This window comes from Subtercola endophyticus (assembly GCF_021044565.1).
In the GTDB taxonomy this organism is placed as follows: Bacteria; Actinomycetota; Actinomycetes; order Actinomycetales; family Microbacteriaceae; genus Subtercola; species Subtercola endophyticus.
Genome location: NZ_CP087997.1, coordinates 399,882 through 415,652 on the forward strand (window position 1 = coordinate 399,882; position 15,771 = coordinate 415,652).

Annotated in this window: 13 protein-coding genes and 1 tRNA gene; 11 read left to right on the forward strand and 3 right to left on the reverse strand. The window is 67.5% G+C overall.

Annotated features, from left to right (window positions below; translation table 11 throughout):
* The first annotated feature begins 227 nt into the window (after window positions 1-227).
* Window positions 228-725 carry an HNH endonuclease gene (locus LQ955_RS02095; protein WP_231026592.1) on the forward strand — a complete coding sequence of 166 codons (498 nt, stop codon included), beginning with the start codon at window positions 228-230 and terminating at the stop codon, window positions 723-725.
* A 103-nt stretch (window positions 726-828) separates the two neighbouring features.
* Here the strand turns inward: LQ955_RS02095 and LQ955_RS02100 are convergent, their stop codons facing one another.
* Window positions 829-2,205 (reverse strand): C40 family peptidase, encoded by a 1,377-nt coding sequence (locus LQ955_RS02100; RefSeq protein ID WP_231026593.1) that lies wholly within the window; start codon window positions 2,203-2,205, stop codon window positions 829-831.
* A gap of 303 nt (window positions 2,206-2,508) precedes the next feature.
* Window positions 2,509-3,864, reverse strand: coding sequence for a coiled-coil domain-containing protein (locus LQ955_RS02105; RefSeq protein ID WP_231026594.1), 1,356 nt, complete (start codon window positions 3,862-3,864; stop codon window positions 2,509-2,511).
* A gap of 239 nt (window positions 3,865-4,103) precedes the next feature.
* Between LQ955_RS02105 and LQ955_RS02110 the strand changes: the two genes are divergently transcribed.
* The 5 genes from LQ955_RS02110 (at window position 4,104) to LQ955_RS02130 (ending at window position 7,118) form a co-directional block, all read left to right on the forward strand.
* Window positions 4,104-4,175: transfer RNA gene (locus LQ955_RS02110), tRNA-Arg, on the forward strand.
* Window positions 4,176-4,422: 247 nt separating this feature from the next.
* Window positions 4,423-5,304, forward strand: coding sequence for a ZIP family metal transporter (locus LQ955_RS02115; RefSeq protein ID WP_231026595.1), 882 nt, complete (start codon window positions 4,423-4,425; stop codon window positions 5,302-5,304).
* Between the two features lie 4 nt (window positions 5,305-5,308).
* Complete coding sequence (locus LQ955_RS02120) at window positions 5,309-5,470, forward strand: hypothetical protein (RefSeq protein ID WP_231026596.1); 162 nt, start codon at window positions 5,309-5,311, stop codon at window positions 5,468-5,470.
* Window positions 5,451-5,879: an MmcQ/YjbR family DNA-binding protein gene (locus LQ955_RS02125; protein ID WP_231026597.1), complete on the forward strand. Its 429-nt coding sequence runs from the start codon at window positions 5,451-5,453 to the stop codon at window positions 5,877-5,879. The genes LQ955_RS02120 and LQ955_RS02125 overlap by 20 nt, the downstream gene beginning before the upstream one ends.
* 186 nt (window positions 5,880-6,065) lie before the next feature.
* Window positions 6,066-7,118 carry a helix-turn-helix transcriptional regulator gene (locus tag LQ955_RS02130; RefSeq protein WP_231026598.1) on the forward strand — a complete coding sequence of 351 codons (1,053 nt, stop codon included), beginning with the start codon at window positions 6,066-6,068 and terminating at the stop codon, window positions 7,116-7,118.
* A 44-nt stretch (window positions 7,119-7,162) separates the two neighbouring features.
* On the opposite strand, the gene LQ955_RS02135 is transcribed toward LQ955_RS02130, so the two are convergent.
* Window positions 7,163-8,716 carry an MFS transporter gene (locus tag LQ955_RS02135; protein ID WP_313788375.1) on the reverse strand — a complete coding sequence of 518 codons (1,554 nt, stop codon included), beginning with the start codon at window positions 8,714-8,716 and terminating at the stop codon, window positions 7,163-7,165.
* Window positions 8,717-8,767: 51 nt separating this feature from the next.
* Between LQ955_RS02135 and LQ955_RS02140 the strand changes: the two genes are divergently transcribed.
* The 5 genes from LQ955_RS02140 (at window position 8,768) to LQ955_RS02160 (ending at window position 15,735) form a co-directional block, all read left to right on the forward strand.
* Window positions 8,768-9,490 (forward strand): TetR/AcrR family transcriptional regulator, encoded by a 723-nt coding sequence (locus tag LQ955_RS02140; protein ID WP_231026599.1) that lies wholly within the window; start codon window positions 8,768-8,770, stop codon window positions 9,488-9,490.
* A 152-nt stretch (window positions 9,491-9,642) separates the two neighbouring features.
* Window positions 9,643-11,991: an FUSC family protein gene (locus LQ955_RS02145; RefSeq protein WP_231026600.1), complete on the forward strand. Its 2,349-nt coding sequence runs from the start codon at window positions 9,643-9,645 to the stop codon at window positions 11,989-11,991.
* A 223-nt stretch (window positions 11,992-12,214) separates the two neighbouring features.
* A complete protein-coding gene (locus LQ955_RS02150; protein ID WP_231026601.1) occupies window positions 12,215-14,533 on the forward strand; it encodes an NHL repeat-containing protein in 2,319 nt (772 codons plus the stop codon).
* A 47-nt stretch (window positions 14,534-14,580) separates the two neighbouring features.
* Window positions 14,581-14,865: a GNAT family N-acetyltransferase gene (locus tag LQ955_RS02155; protein ID WP_231026602.1), complete on the forward strand. Its 285-nt coding sequence runs from the start codon at window positions 14,581-14,583 to the stop codon at window positions 14,863-14,865.
* Window positions 14,866-14,976: 111 nt separating this feature from the next.
* On the forward strand, window positions 14,977-15,735 hold the full coding sequence (locus LQ955_RS02160) for an HAD family hydrolase (protein WP_231026603.1): 759 nt from the start codon (window positions 14,977-14,979) through the stop codon (window positions 15,733-15,735).
* Window positions 15,736-15,771: the final 36 nt, after the last annotated feature.

Below are 15,771 nucleotides of genomic sequence, written 5' to 3' on the forward strand. Positions count from 1 at the left end.
CATCCCCACCAGGGGTGAGCGCCTGCTTCGCGCGCGAATACTCACCGGCATGCATTCGCATCGGATACACACCGTTCGCACCTTTGTGCGTGCGTGAAGGCGTTGTCATTGTGACAACGCCTTTTTTTGTGCATCCGCGGCCCATGCTCGCCAATTCTGCAGCACCCGACGACTGTCACCGCACATCGAATACTTGGTAGCCGACCAGGCATTGCGAAAGGAAAAAGATGCGAACGCTGGTGCTGAACGCGGGATACGAACCGCTGGGTGTTGTCTCATATCGTCGAGCACTGGTGCTCGTCATGAACGACAAGGCGAAGATCGTCGAGGCCGACGACGATGATCCGGTGTGGGCGACGTCTGGCGCCTACGACCGGCCGTCGGTCATCCTGCTCACGCGCTACGTGAAGATCCCCTCGTCGCGGCAAGTGCCGGTGAGCCGCAGGGGAGTGCTGCGCCGCGACAACCAGCGCTGCGTCTACTGCGGGGCGAACGCCACGACGGTCGACCACGTGCAGCCTCGGTCGCGCGGCGGCAAAGACACCTGGGAGAACCTGGTGGCGTGCTGCCTCAAGTGCAACAACGTCAAGAGCGACAAGACTCCCGCCGAGATGGGCTGGAAGCTGAAGAATCCGCCGCGCATGCCGCACCACGCAGGCTGGTTCGTTCGCGGTGTGGAACGGGCTCAGCCCGAGTGGGAGAACTACCTGCAGGCGGCGGCCTGAGCATCCGTTCGCCTCGCGCAGGTTCGCCTGCCTGAGCGTTCGGCCGGTGACGGATGCCCGCGGCTCGCACGGGCGTGCCGCGGGCGCCGCTCGGCCGGGCCCGCTAGACGATGCGAATGAAGATGTAGCTGCCCCAGAGGCCCGGGTTGTGGGTGACGTAGCGGCCCCAGTCGGGGGAGTGGATGACTCCGCCGTTTCCGTCGTAGATGCCGATGTGCTGGTTCGGCCACACCACGAGGTCTCCGGCGCGAACCTCAGACGAGGACACCTGGATTCCCATGGCGGTCTGGCGGCTGACGAGGCGGGGCAGGGCGATTCCGAAGTGGCCGTAGACCCACTGGGTGAGTCCGTCGCAGCCGAAGCCGGCGCTGGGTGAGGCGCCCGCGCTGTAGGGAACGACTCCGACGTACTGTTCGGCGTAGGCGACCACGGCCTCGCCGTCGAACTGCTGGGTGGGGGCGTCGTTGACCGCGCCCGATGAACCGCTACCGGAGTCGCTGCTGCCCGAACCGCTGTCGCCGCTCGAACTCGAGCCGGAGTTGTCGGATGAATCGCTGGAGCCGCCCGAATTGCCCGAGTTGTCTGAGCCGCCCGACGAACTCTGGCTCGGTGCCGGGTTCGCAGCGGCCTGTGCCGCAGCGGCAGCGTCGGCGGCGGCTTGTGCGGCTGCTGCGGCCTGTTCGGCCGCGACCTGTGCCTCACGAGCGGCTTCGACGCCGGCGTTGTAGTCGGCTTCGGTCTTCATTGCGGTGTCAGTGAGCGCGGCAAGCTGAACGGTGAGTTCGGCCTGGTGGCTGTCTTGCTCGAGCAGCGCAGACTTCAGGGTCTGCTGGGCGCCGACGGCGTCGTTCAGAGCGGCCTGTGCGGCATCGGCCAGCGCAGAGAGAGCGGCTTCGGCCGTGTCGGCCTGAGCGCTGAGCGAGGTGGCGTCGTTGGCGTCTTTCGTCGCCTGCGCGAAGATCTTCGACGAGGTCTCGCTGAGCTTGCTCATGGCGCCGAGCTGGTAGAGCAGGTCTGAGCTCTTGTCGCCGCCGACGAGCAGCTGCATCGAGAGGTCACCGCCTCCGGCCGAACGCGCGAACTGGGCGGTGAGGGCCGTGGCCTGCTTGCGGGAGGCGTCGGCCTGCGCTTTCGCTGCGGTAGCCTGCTGCCGCAATTGGTCGGCCTTGCGCTTGCCGGCGTTCAGGGCATCCTGAGCCGCCTGGTTATCGGCCCAGGCCTTGTCTGCGGCTGCTTGCGCGGCGTCGACCTGCTGCTGCAGGCCCGCGATGAGGGACTGCAGCTGCGACATCTCGGTGGCGGTTGCCGCCGCGTTTCCGCGGGCTGCGACGACGTCGTTCCAGCTCGGGTAGTTCGTGGCGTAGACCGGGCTGCCCGGCGTGATGGCGGCGGTCAGCGCGACCGCGACGATGGTGGCGGTGACCACGAGGGCTCGCCAGCGCCTGCTCACACGGGGCTCGCGGGGGATCGTGGACTGCATGCACTACCTCTGACTGTTAACTCTCGTAACAGGAGTCACACACACAACGTGAGTCACACCTATAACACCAACAACAGAAATAACAGTAGCAACACACCGGCGTTTCGCGAACAAAAGTTTGCGCGCCCGAAACATGGGCGTGGGCAGCTAGGGCGAGACGCGCGCCCTTTTGGCGCTTCTGCGGTGGTTCGAACTACCGCGGGAGCGCCGAACTACCGCGGGAGCGCCGAACTACCGCGCAAGTGCCGTACTAACGCGGTAGTGCCGAACTACCGCGGAATGCCGGTCGGCGGGAGAGAGGGGCTAGAAGTCGTCGACGTGCAGGTGGTCGCAGGTGTCGGAGAAGCCCGAGAAGTTCTGCGTGCTCACCGAGGTTCCCGCGGCCGCGCGGCACTCGCTCTGGCCGAGGCCCGATCCGTAGGGCATCATCGGGTCGAGCGTCTTGATGAGCGCGATGGAGGCGTTGTTCGCGCCGTCGAGGCGCATTCCGCCCACTGAGGTGAAGTCGACCGCGTGGCCGCCGCCGTTGCGGTAGTGGTTGGAGTAGATGCCGGCGCCCTCGATCTGACCCGTGCAGCGGCGGTTGATGTCACTCACGCCGGCGCTGCCGAACGCGCGCACGGCCGTGACGAGGGCCTGCAGAATGGTGACGTCGATGCCGCAGTTCTGCACCTCTTTGCCCTGGGCGATCCAGGCGATCTCGAAGATGTGGTCGGGCGTCGAGCCGTGGAACGTGCCGTCGGCGACGTCGCCCATGAGCTCCTGCGCCAGCGCTTGAGCGTCAGAACCGACGTTTCCGACGACGACGGCACCTCCGCTGCCCCGGGCGGCTGCTGCCGCGGCGGCGGCTGCTGCGGCAGCGGCCGCCGCGGCAGCAGCTCGCGCCGCGACCCCCGCCTGGTACTGCGCTTGGGTGGTCGCCAGGTTCTGCTGCAGCGAGGCGAGCTGCGCGTTCAGCTCATCTTGGTGCGCCGTCTGCTCTTGCAGGGCGGCGATCATGTCTTGCTGAGCCTTGGCGGCGGCCTGCAGTGCGGCCTGGGCCGCTGCTGCAAGGCCGGCAAGGGCATCCTTCGCCACCTGCGCCTGCTGGCTGACCGAAGCGGCCTCGTTGCTGTCTTGCTTGGCCTGGTTGTAGATGTCGGTGACGGTCTGCGTCAGTTTGCCCATGGAGCTGAGCTGCGAGAGCAGGTCGCTCTGCTGCTGCGAACTGCCGCCGAGCAGCAGGCTGGTGATGTTGTTTCCGCCGCCCGAACGCGCGAGCTGCGCCGCAATCAGGGCGGCCTGTCGGCTCGAGGCGTCGGCCTTGCTCTTCCAGCTGGCGGCGCTTGCCGCGAGTGAGTCGGCCTTGCTCTGGCCCGCTGCGAGGGCGGCTTCGGCCTTGTCGTCTTCGTCCGTGCGCTGGGCGACGAGCTGTTGGGCCGCGACGACCTTCGCCTGCAGGTCGCTGATGATGTTGTTGATCTTCGTGATCTCGTCTTGCTTCGCCGACTCGTTCGCCTGCGCGGCTTGAACATCGGCCCAGCTCGGATAGTCGTCGGCAGAGGCCGCCGGTGCCGCGACCACGGCGGTCGTCACGACAAGCGCGGTCGCCAAGAAGCCGACCCCGATCATCCGGAGTCGGGAAAAAAGGCCGCGCTGGGTACTGGATGGTCTCGTCATGACTGTGCCATGTCTAACATCCGGCCCGCGTGTCACCCGGTTGGGGTGGCGGCGTTGCGTGAAGCTGGCCGCGGGCTGTGCGCGAGGTGTGCGTCGCGTGCTGCGTGCGCGCGGTGTGCGGCGTGCATGGTGCACGGTGTGCGGTGAGGCGCGGGGTGCTGCGTGGCCGCGGCCGGCGAGTGGATGCTCGTGCAGGCTCGTACGCACAAGTGGCCGCTCTTGCTAAACTCGTGCGGTCAGCCTCTGTAGCTCAATGGAAGAGCAAGTCCGTCCTAAGGATTAGGTTGGGGGTTCGAGTCCCTCCAGGGGCACTCAACGTTCGTCACGAGAACCCTGATCCCTCAGCGGTTCGTTCAGATTGGACTCTACGTCCCACTTCTCCACGACCGAGACACATCGAGCTCTGAGCGAGTTGAATCGTCTTCTCAACCTCGAATGTCGGCTGCTTACGCCGCGCGCCCGCTGTGACATCGTGAGATTTCTCACCCACGTCGCCTCGGATCGACGCGAGGTTCTCGGGGTGACTCGGACGTGTCGGCCGTAGGATAGCCTTACCTAATGAGTTCGGTGGGCATCGTTGTGTTGGGGGTGCTTGCGGGGGCGACGATATTCATTGGTTTGCCCATTGGGCGGTTGAGGAACAAGTCCACTAGTCTGCGGGCGACCTTGAACGCGGTTACCGTCGGGATCCTTCTTTTCTTGCTGTGGGACGTTCTCACCCATGCTGTTGATCCGCTCGAGTTAGCCCTCACGGAGGCCACAACGGGGAGTGGTTGGGGCCCGTTTGGTGCACTCGCGATCATCTTCTTCGGCTCGTTGGCGGTAGGCCTGCTCGGCCTGGTCTCGTACGACCAGTGGATGACGCGCCGCGCCCACGATCAAGACTCGGCGGTCGGCACCTCGGCATCTACCGACCGCTCGTCAGCGAGCAACCGTACAGATGTTGCTGGTTTTCAGCTCTCTGGCCCGCTCCGGTTGCGCGAACCGGCGAGCCGTTTGGCGTTTCTGATTGCTGTGGGGATTGGACTGCACAACTTTTCCGAGGGCCTGGCTATCGGTCAGTCTGCGGCGAGTGGACAGATCAACTTGGCTCTCGTTCTCGTTGTCGGCTTCGGGCTCCATAATGCGACGGAAGGATTCGGCATCACCGCACCGCTGGCCGGTGATTCACGCCGACCGTCGTGGTTGCAGCTCTTCATCCTCGGCGTGATTGCTGGCGGTCCGACATTTGTCGGTACAATTCTCGGCCAGGTTTTCATCAACGATTTCGTCTCGACAGCGTTCTTGGCGTTGGCCGCAGGGTCGATCATTTACGTGATCCTGCAACTTGTCGGGGTTGCCCTCAGATTCGGAAAACCGGCGCATTTGTATGTCGGGCTTCTGATCGGGCTGTTCGCCGGCTTCGCCACAGATTTCGTGATCGCCGCCGCGGGCGTGTAGTAGCGTGCTCGTGCTGAACAGGCTGTCGTCAGATCTGCTCGACAAGGTCGAGGCCGTGCTCGATCTCTTCACGGAACAGCCATTCATTCCGCTAGGGGCACCAGAAGCTCATGCCGCTGCCGACAGCCGGGTGTTACGCTCGCGTCATGAAGGCAACGCCGGCTGACATCGCGCTGATCTGCGACGGGCTGCCCGAGGTCGAGCTCGGCACCTCGTGGGGCGATCGGCCGACGTACAAGGTGCCGCGCGGGCCGAAGGGCAAGGGGTTCGTCATCTATCGGGCGCCCGGCAAGACCGCCATCGACCCGTCGAATGGTGAACCGTTCACCGACCTGCTCGTCATCTCGGTGGCCGACGAAGACGCCAAACTGGCGCTGGTTCAGGATGCCCGGCTGCCGTTTTTCACCATCGATCACTTCAGCGGGTACAACGCCGTGCTGGTGCAGCAGAGCAGACTCGGCGAGCTCGATCGAGACCGGCTCGTCGAGATCCTCACGGAGGCGTGGGCGGCCAAGGCGCCGAAGACGCTCGTAGACGAGTACTTCGCCGACGGTTCGACTCGCCGTCTCGGCTGACCGTGGATGATCGTGCCGACGGGCGCGTTCTCTGGCTCGCGAGGGCACGCGCCGCGCGACGGTGATTCTTGCGATCTGCTGAGCGTTCGGTAAGAATTGAGGCTCAGCCCATCGCACTGCCGCCGTCGGCCGCGATGAGAGCGCCTGGCGCGCAATTGCAGCAGAGCGGTTTCTTCGTGGAGACCCATGCCTGCCGATTCCCCCCTCACCGCGAAGATCGCGCCGCTCTTGCGCGTGGCCGAGGCCACGGCACACGAGGGGAGAACGGATGCCGCGACCAACGCCTTCGCCGAGCTGGCGCTGCTCAGCCTTCGCCGCGGCGACTGGAACCAGGCGGAGGTCTTCGCCGCGCGAGCGACAGAGCTGGCCCAGCTCGCCCCCACAGGCCCCGCCGCACCAGCCGCCCTGCTCGCGTCTGCCCTCGTGCCGGCGGGGCGCGGCGAGCTGTCTACCGCCTTCGGCGCGCTGGACGCGGTGAAGGGTCTGCCTGTCGGCGCGAGCCCGACCATCGTCGAACCGCTGGCGTTGCACATTCAGCTCATCGTGCTCATCGGGCTGAACGACTGGTTCGAGCTGGGGCGGCTCACCGAGCGATCGGAGGGCACACCCGTGACCCGATACTTTCAGCGCAACGAGTGGTTGGCGCTGCGGCTTCTCGCCGCCTGGCACCTGAACGACGTGGTGCTCTCCGACGCCATTCTCGCGGAGTGGGGTGACACGCTCGACGTCGATTCCGACCCGTACTTTCACACGTTTCGCGGGCTGCTGCTGGATCGGGACGGCCGGCACGTCGAGGCGATCGCCGCCATCCGTCGCTCGATCGAACTCGTCGGGCCGGCCGAAGACCCGCTCGGCCGCACGTGGATTCGCCTGGTGGCAGGCAGCGCCCTCACGCGGCGCGGCGACACTCCCGAAGAAGGACTCGGCCTCTACCGCGAGGCACGCGAGGAGCTCGACAGGCTCGGGGCCCGCGTGTTCGTCGCGCGCTGCGACTCCATCATGGCGACGTCGCTGAGGCGGCTCGGGGCGTCGGTGGCGCAGAATCCGCTTTCAGCGCTGAGCCCGCACCAGCACCGCGTGGCGACGCTGGTGGCCGACGGGCACACGAATCGCGAGATCGGTCAGGTGCTGGGCGTCAGCACGAAGACGATCGACTTTCACGTCGGCAACATTTTGGCGCGGCTGAGCCTGCCGAGCCGGCGGCACATCCGCGATCTGCTTCATCGTTCGCACCAGTGACGGCTGCGCTACTCGTATCTGCCGCGCTCCTCGTAACCGCTGTGCTACTCGACATCGGCGCCGCGTTCGTCGACGCGTATCGCTGAGGCGGGCGCGCCCTCGAGTTCGACCGCGACTTCGACTTCGACCGAGCTTTCATCGTCGACCGCGGCCTCGTCTGCGGTGCCCCGGCTGCGTGCGATGGCCCAGCCCACGAGCGCGGCCGATACGACGGTGAGTATCAGCGCCGAGAGAGTGACCGCCGACTGGAACTGCGCCGTCTGTTCGCTGCTCCAGTTCGAGGTGGCGATGTTGCCGGTGAAGAGCGCGGCGATGATGGTTCCAGCCACGGCGATGCCGACGCCGGAGGAGACCTCGGTCGCGGTGTCGGTGAGCGCGGCACCGATCGACGTGCGATTCTTCGGCAGCCCGGTGATCACGTTCATGGCGGCGACGACTCCGACGACACGCAACCCGGCAGCGACCAGTGCGAGCGAGATCGCAATGTAGACGTAGCCGTAGCTGTTCAGCACCGCGTAGACGCCGAGCCCGACGACGACCGTCGCCCCGCTCATCCACGCCGCCTTCTTCAGGCCGACGCGCTGCACGAAGGGATTCACGAACGGGCCCGCACCGAGCAGAACGACGACCTGCGGCAGCATGCCGAGAGCGGCGAGCGCAGGCGGCCACCCCCAGTCGAGCTGTAGTTGCAGGGTGACGAGGTAGCCGAGCCCGGCGGTCGCGAGCCCGGCGGCGGCCTTGATGGCGAGGCCGCTCGAGACGAGGGGCCGGGCGACGAGTGCGAGGTCGAGAAGCGGATGCTCGGCAGAACGCTCACGCAACACGAACGCGACGGCGCAGACCACCGCTGCCGCGGTCGCCGCCCAGGGCGCCCACGACGCTGCGCCGTCGTTGACGAAGAGCGTCGGCGCGACGAGGGCGAGCACGATGGTCGCGGTGCCCAGAACGGCACCCAGAACATCCACGGGGTCGCGGTGCAGCTCGGCGGGGTCGTCGGTGGCGACGCCGAAGCGGATGCCGATGAACGCGAACGCTGCGATCGGCACGTTGATCAGCAGCAGTACCTGCCACGGCGCGACGGCGAGCACGAGGCCGCCGACGGTGGGCCCGATGGCGAGGCCGACCAGTCCGACCGTCGAGATCAGGGTGATCGCACGCACGCGCAGGCTCTCGGTGCCGAACAGGCGAAACGCGAGGGCCATCGAGAGCGGTGTGGTCATCGCTGCCGCGAGGCCCATGACAGCCCGAACGACAATGAGTTGCTCGGCCGTCGTGACGAAGGCGGTCGCAAGGCTCGCGAGGCCGAGCAGCACGAGGCCGATGAGCATGATGCGGCGGCGGCCGAACCGGTCGGCAATGGCGCCGAACACCAGCATCAGACCGCCGAAGACGACGGCGTACGCGCCGGTGACCCACTGCAAGGAGACCGTGGAGGCGTGCAGGTCGCGGCCGATGGTCGGCAGGGCGACGTTCAAGATCGAGTTGTCGAGCATCTCGAAGAGAAAGATGGCGGAGAGCCCGGCGAGGGCGATCCAGGCCTCGCGCAGGGTGGCGGGGGATCGTCGGGGGCGAGGGGACGAACGCTGTTCGATGTTCACGAACTAAGTTATACGCTGGGAACGATGTTCGTGTCAAGGTACGATTGGCTCATGTCCGCCGATCCGAAACAGCGCCGTGCCGCTCGGCACGCCCCTTCCGTTCTCACCACCGCGCAACCCGTGCCGCGCAAAGCGCCCATCACCGTCGAGCGCATCACCGATGCCGCGCTCGAGATCGTGTCGGGTCAGGGCTACGACGCGCTGACGATGCGCAGCGTGGCAGCCCTGCTCGACACCGGCCCCGCCTCGCTGTATGCGCACGTGGTGAACAAAGCCGATATCGATGAGCTGATCATCGGGCGGCTCTGCGCACAGCTGACGTTGCCCGAACCCGATCCGCTCTCCTGGCGAGAGCAGATCTTCGACGTCTGCGCTCAGCTGCGCGATCAGTATCTGGCATACCCGGGTGTCTCGCGTGCTGCGATGGCGATGGTGGTGACAAACCTCGACGTGCTGCGGGTGAACGAGGGGATGCTTGCGATCGTGCTCGCCGGCGGCATCCCGGCACAGACCGCCGCGTGGACGATCGACGCCCTCACGCTGTACGTCGGCGCCTACACGCTCGAGATCTCGCTGAAGACCCGACGCGCGAGCCAAGGTGACGACGAGTGGCTGGTCGGCAGAGAGGAGCGCGACGAGGTGATCCGGCGCTTCGAGGCCCTGCCCGACGACGAGTTTCCGCTGACCCGGCGGTATGCGCCCGAGCTCACCTCCGGCACCGGCCATGAGCGTTTCGACTTCGCGCTCGCTCAGATCGTCGGCAACCTGGGTTAGGAGACCTCACTTACCGATGGTTATCGGTATAACCATCGGTAAGACGGCCAGCTCGAGCACGTACTGCGCCGCGGGGAGGGCGCCTCAGGTCGAAGCCCCAGCGTGCGCCGAGCGAACTACGATGCTGGTAGCAGGCAGACGGGGGAGGTGACGTGCGGTTCTGGAGATGGCTCGGCCGCCGCGATCCGGTGTACGCGGCGCTGCGCCGCGCGACGCGCACGGCGATCATCATGCCCACGCTGTTCGCCGTCGGCGCCCGGGTGATCGGCGACGCAGAAGTCGCCACGTTCGCCGCCTTCGGGTCGTTCGCGATGCTGTTGCTCGTGGATTTCAGCGGACCGATGCGGCAGCGTATCGAGGCGCAGATCGCGCTCGCCGTCACGGGAGCGGTGTTCGTGGTGCTCGGCACGCTCGTTTCGTCTCCGGTCTGGCTCGCCGCCCTCGCGATGGCGGCGGTAACGTTTGCGGTGCTTTTTGTGGGCACGGTGAGTTCGGTGCTGGCGTCGGCGAGTACGTCATTGCTGCTCGCGTTCATCCTGCCCGTCACGCTGCCGGGCGGTGTCGAGCAGATTCTGCCCCGACTGGCCGGGTGGGGGCTCGCCTCAGTGGTCGGCGTGTTTGCCATCGCTCTGCTCTGGCCGGCCCCGGTACGCGAACCCTTGCGCGCGGGTGCCGCGCGCGCGTGCCAGGCCTTGGCCGCGCGGCTGCACGCCGACGTCGACTTCATTCTGAGCGGCCGTGATCCGCAGCTCGGAGCCGAGTACGACCGGGCAACAGTTCACTCTGACGAGGCCGTCGCCGCATTGCACACGGTCTTTCTCGCCACGCCCTACCGCCCCACGGGCCTCAGTACCTCGGCCCGCACGGTGGTGCGGCTCATCGACGAGCTGAACTGGCTGCAGGCGATCGTCGCTCAGTCGCCCAGGTACGATCCGTCGGCGCCCGATCCCGCTCGCAGCGCACACGTCACCGCCTGCCGGGTGAAGTCTGCTGCCGCAGCCGTGCTCGAGACCGGGGCCGAGCTTCTGCTGCAGACCGGCGGCGCACCGGCCGAGCTCGAGGCGGCGCTGGCGCGGCTGACGGATGCCCGCAGAGCAGTCGAGGTGAGTGCCACCATGCAGGTACCGGTGCCGCATGCGTCGGCGTCGGGTGACTCGTCGGGGCCCAGCCTCGACGGCGCGGCGGCCGGCGTCATGGATCGACCCGCCACAGCAGCACCCGACCGCGTGCACGACTTCATTTCGGCCCTCGACCCGCGCTTCCGCGCCCAAGAGCTCAGCTATGCGGTCTCGCAGGTCGGCACGAATATCGCCCTCACCGCAGAGGCCGAACGCCGAACGTGGTGGCAACGACTGCTCGGGCGGCAGCCGGGCAACCTCGTCGGTACGTTCAGCGCCGGGGCGCAGCGGGCGGCGGCGCAATTCGAGTGGCATTCGGTGTGGTTGCACAACAGCATCCGGGGCGCAGCGGCCCTCGGCATCGCCGTATTACTCGCCGACGTGAGCGGTCTGCAGCACTCGTTCTGGATCGTGCTCGGCACCCTCTCGGTGCTGCGCTCGAACGCGTTGAGCACCGGGCAGAACGCGCTGCGCGGCGTGCTCGGCACCGTGATCGGCGTGGCCATCGGCGCCGCGGTGCTGTTCGCGATCGGGCCGAACAGCACCCTGCTCTGGGTCTTGCTGCCGCTGGCGATTCTCGTCGCGGGCGTGGCTCCGACGGTGATCTCGTTCGCTGCGGGGCAGGCCGGCTTCACCGTGACTCTGGTGTTGCTGTTCAACATCATCTCGCCCACGGGCTGGAGTGTCGGCTTGTTCCGCATCGAAGACATCGTGCTCGGCTGCGCAGTGAGCCTCCTGGTGGGGCTGTTGTTCTGGCCGCGCGGGGCGGCAGCCGCACTGCGCACAGCGCTCGCCGAAGCGTACGCCGAGACCGTCGCGTATCTCACCGCTGCCGTCGCGTTCGGGGTCGGTCGATGCGACACGACGGCCGTCGCCAGACCGGCGCCGACCGCGCAGGCTCAGCGAGCGGCGGCAGCCTCACGGCGGCTGGATGACACGTTCCGCACGTACCTCGCAGAGCGCGGACCGAAGCAGGCTCCGCTCGCCCAGGTCACGGCGGCCGTCGCCGGGGTTGCGGCCATGAGGCTCGCGAGCGACGCGATCCTCGACGTCTGGCAGGGTGAAGACGGAGCGACAGATGCCGAGCGGGCGATGGCCCGCATCGCGCTCGAGATGACGACCGACGAGCTGAAGGAGTGGTTCCGCGACTTCGGCGAGAAGCTCGTCGCGCGCGAGCCGCTGCCCTCTCCGCTCGGCCGTGATCCCGCCGCCGACGACCGGCTGGCCGAAGCAGTTCGCCGCGACCTCAGCGACGAGTCGGGCAACGCGACGGCTACCGCCGTGCGCATCATCTGGACCGGCGACTACCTCGACGTCGTGCGCCGCATCGAGCCCGTCATCGTGGTAGGCGACCTCTCCCTTCCCCCTACCCCCGCCCCGTGACCACACTTCGCGCCCATCGACTTGTCGAAATGTGCTGAAAAACGAGAGTCTTCGGGGCTTTTTTGCAAAGTCGATCGTGAGCCGCGCGGGAGGCGGAGGGAGGGGCAGGGGCGAGGGAGGGGCAGAGGCGAGGGAGGGGCAGAGGCGAGGGGGTGTGGGGGTTCACGGGCAGCCCATAGAATGGCCGCATCGAGTCGGGGGCGAGCAGAAGCGAGGCGACGTCGTGGGCAGAGGGTGGATGATCGGGGCGCTGGCGGTGGCGGCAGCCACGCTCGTCGGGGTGGCCACGCCCGCGGCGCCTCCGGCCTCGGCGGTTACGGTCGCGAGGGCGATCACGACGGCGAGCACCGTGCAGGGCACCCTCGCCACCGTCGCCGCGGGCGGCATGTCCGGCGGGTGGCTGGGCTGGACGATCGAGGTGCTCGTGTCGGGCAATGCCGATCCAGTCGGCGAAGGGGCGGCTGCTGCCGACGGCAGCTTCACGATCGGGGTCGACGATGCGGTGCCGCAAGACGGGGTCGCGTACGTCGTTGCACACGCGCCGGCCGCCGCCGGGCATCCGGATGCGCCCGCCGCCGCGTTCGCGTCGGTGTTCCCGGGGGCGCTGCCGACCGAACCCGTGGTGCTGAATGAGCGCACGACGGTCGCGTCTGCGGTCGCCATGGCCCAGTTCGTGAGCAACGCCGGCGTCTCGGGAACGGCACCCGGTCTCGTGAATTCGGCGGGAATGGCGGCGAATCTCGCGGACCCGTTCACGGGCGCGCTGGCGGAGACGCTGACGACCTCGCCAAACGGCAGCGAGACGTCGACTCTGGCCGAATTCGACTCGCTGACGGCGGCGCTCGCGAGCTGCGCGACGGCCCCGTTCGCCGACCCTGTGCGGTTCGCCGACGGCACCTGTGCCGAGCTGCTCGACGTCGGATCGGCCGCGGGCAGCCCGAGCGGCGCGGTGCCGGTCGACACCTTTCGGGCGTTCGCCGAGATCATCCGCAACCCCGGCGTCAGCCCCGAGCGCCTGTTCGATGTCAGCCAGACCGGGGCGCTGGCCGACGGCTCGCCGGTACTCGACCGCGCGCCTGTCGCCTGGACCGTCGCCCTGCGGTTCGACGGCGACGGGCAGTCGCTCGCGGGCCCGGGCAACTTCGCGGTCGACTACCAGGGCAACATCTGGGTCATCAACAACTATCAGTACAACGCCGACCCGCACACTCCGGTCTGCGGCTCAGACAAGCTGTTCAAGTTCTCACCGACGGGAGCCATGACCACGTTCACGGGCGGCGGCCTTTCGGGAGCGGGTTACGGCGTCGACATCGACCCGCACACGGGAAACGTCTGGGTGGCGAACTACGGTTTCGCGGCTCCGGCACCCGGATGCCCGGCGGCAGATCAGCCGCCGCACAACAGTGCCTCGCTGTTCACCGCGGCCGGCTCCGCGCTCTCGCCGGCGACGGGATATACCCAGGGCGGGCTGAACTGGCCGCAGGGCGTGGCCATCGACCCAAACAGCTCGGTATGGTTCGCGAACTGCAACACCGACACTGTGACGATCTACCCGAAGGGCGACCCTGCTGCGGCGCGCACCATTCCGGCCGATCAGCTGAACCTCACGCAGCCGTTCGATGTGGTCGACAACGGTAGGTCGATGTTCGTCTCCGGAATCGTCAACGACTCGGTTGACACGATCGGGTACGACGGGTCGGTGCTGGCGAGTTCGCCGGGCGTGAATGCGGCGTTCGATCATCCGATGGGCCTGGCGGCCGACGCGGGCGGAACCGTCTGGGCGGCGAACTCGGCCGTCATTGCGTTGCCCTGCCCCACGGTGCCGAACCCGCCGAGCAGCGACGCGGCTGACCCGACCGCCGGATTCCAGGCGATCCTCGGCACCACCTTCGACAGCCGCGGCATGTATACCGGGGGAGCGAACCCGTACATCGGCTCGATCGCCGCTATTTCGCCCGATGGCGCGCGCGTCACGCAGTACACCGGCGGTGGCGCGACCGTTCCTTGGGGAATCACCACCGACGGCGATGGAAACGTCTGGGTTGCGAACTTCGCGGGCAAGCGCCTCTCGGCATTCTGCGGCACCGACGAAGCGAGCTGCCCGGCGGGCAAACGCACGGGCGACCCGCTGTCGCCCGATCTGACCGGCTACTACTTCGACGGCTTGGTGCGCAATACCGGCGTCGCCGTCGACCAATCGGGCAACGTCTGGCTCGCGAACAACTGGGACGAGGTGCCGATTCAAACCAACCCGGGCGGACACCAGATCGTGGCGTACCTCGGCTTGGCCGCGCCCGTTACGATCGCGGCGCCCGCTGCCGTCGTCGTACCCACTCCAACGCCGACGCCCACCCCCTCAGCGCCAGCGGCCGCCTCGACGACTTCGACGGCGGCTCCCGGAGCCGCGCTCGCCGCGACCGGCGCGTCGGCCGGCCCGCTTGCGGGTGCCGCGGCGCTCGCTCTGCTCTTCGTCGTCGCCGGCCTGTTCGCGGTGCGCACTCGGTTGCGCAGCCGTCCCACGAAGACATCTGCCAGACGTTGAGTGCACCGACAGGTCGCAGGGTGAGCGAGCAGACGTAGCATGGAGGCATGGCGCACGAACTGATCCATGACACCGAGAAGAAGCGGTACCTGCTGCGTGTCGACGGAGCGCTGGTGAGTGCCGCCGATTACGTGCTCGGACCCGAGAGCATCTCGTTCACGCACACGTTCACCGACCCGAAAAAGCGCGGCCAGGGGTTTGCGGGGGAGGTCGTGGATTTCGCCATCGACGATGTCGAGCAGAACACCGCGTACCGCGTCATTCCGATGTGCTGGTACGTCGGCCAGTGGTTCGACGAGCATCCGGAGCGCGCCGGGCTGCTGACCCGCTGAGTACGCACCGAGAACGAAGAGATCGGCCGTAACGGGAGCGTAACTCAGACCCACTATGGTGTGATCAGCGGGCGATGGTGACCGACCGATCTTTCGAGGAGTTGAGTACCCGTGCCAGCCGATGATGCTTCACCGTTCGACCCGATCAAGGCCGTGCTCTTCGACCTCGACGGCGTGCTGACGCCCACGGTCGACATTCACGTGGTGGCCTGGTCGCGGCTGTTCGCACCGTATTTGGCCGAGCGCGGCATCGCGCCGGCGTACAGCGACGACGACTATTACACCTACATCGACGGGCGCCCGCGCGTCGACGGGGTGCGCGCGCTGCTCGCCTCGCGCGACATCGTGGTGCCTGAAGGCACGCCCGACGACGCGCCGGGCAGCAACACGGTGTGGGGTCTCGGCCTGCGCAAGAACGACGAGTTCTTCAAAACCCTCGAGGCCGACGGGGTGATCGCCTACCCTGGTTCGGTCGACTTTCTCGACGCATCGATTCGCTCGGGCCGGCAGGTCGCTGTGGTGTCGAGCTCGCGAAATGCCGTGAGCGTTCTCGCCGCGGCTGCGCTCGACGACCGCTTCACGATCGTCGTCGACGGCTTGGTCGCCACCGACGCCGGCCTTCCCGGTAAGCCGGCCCCCGATACGTTCGTCTACGCCGCCGAGCTGCTCGGCCTCACCCCTGCCGAGTGTGCGGTGATCGAAGACGCGCACTCCGGCGTGCAAGCCGCGCGTGAAGGAGCCTTCGGCCTGGTGGTCGGCGTCGACCGCGGCGTGGGCGCGGATGGTCTGCTCGCCTCCGGGGCCGATATTGTTGTTTCCGATCTAGCCGAGTTGGTCGACGACGTCGTCACCCCCTGCCGAAGTAGCTGAACCGCTCACACCGCTCAGACCCCGCGGAGCAGCCGA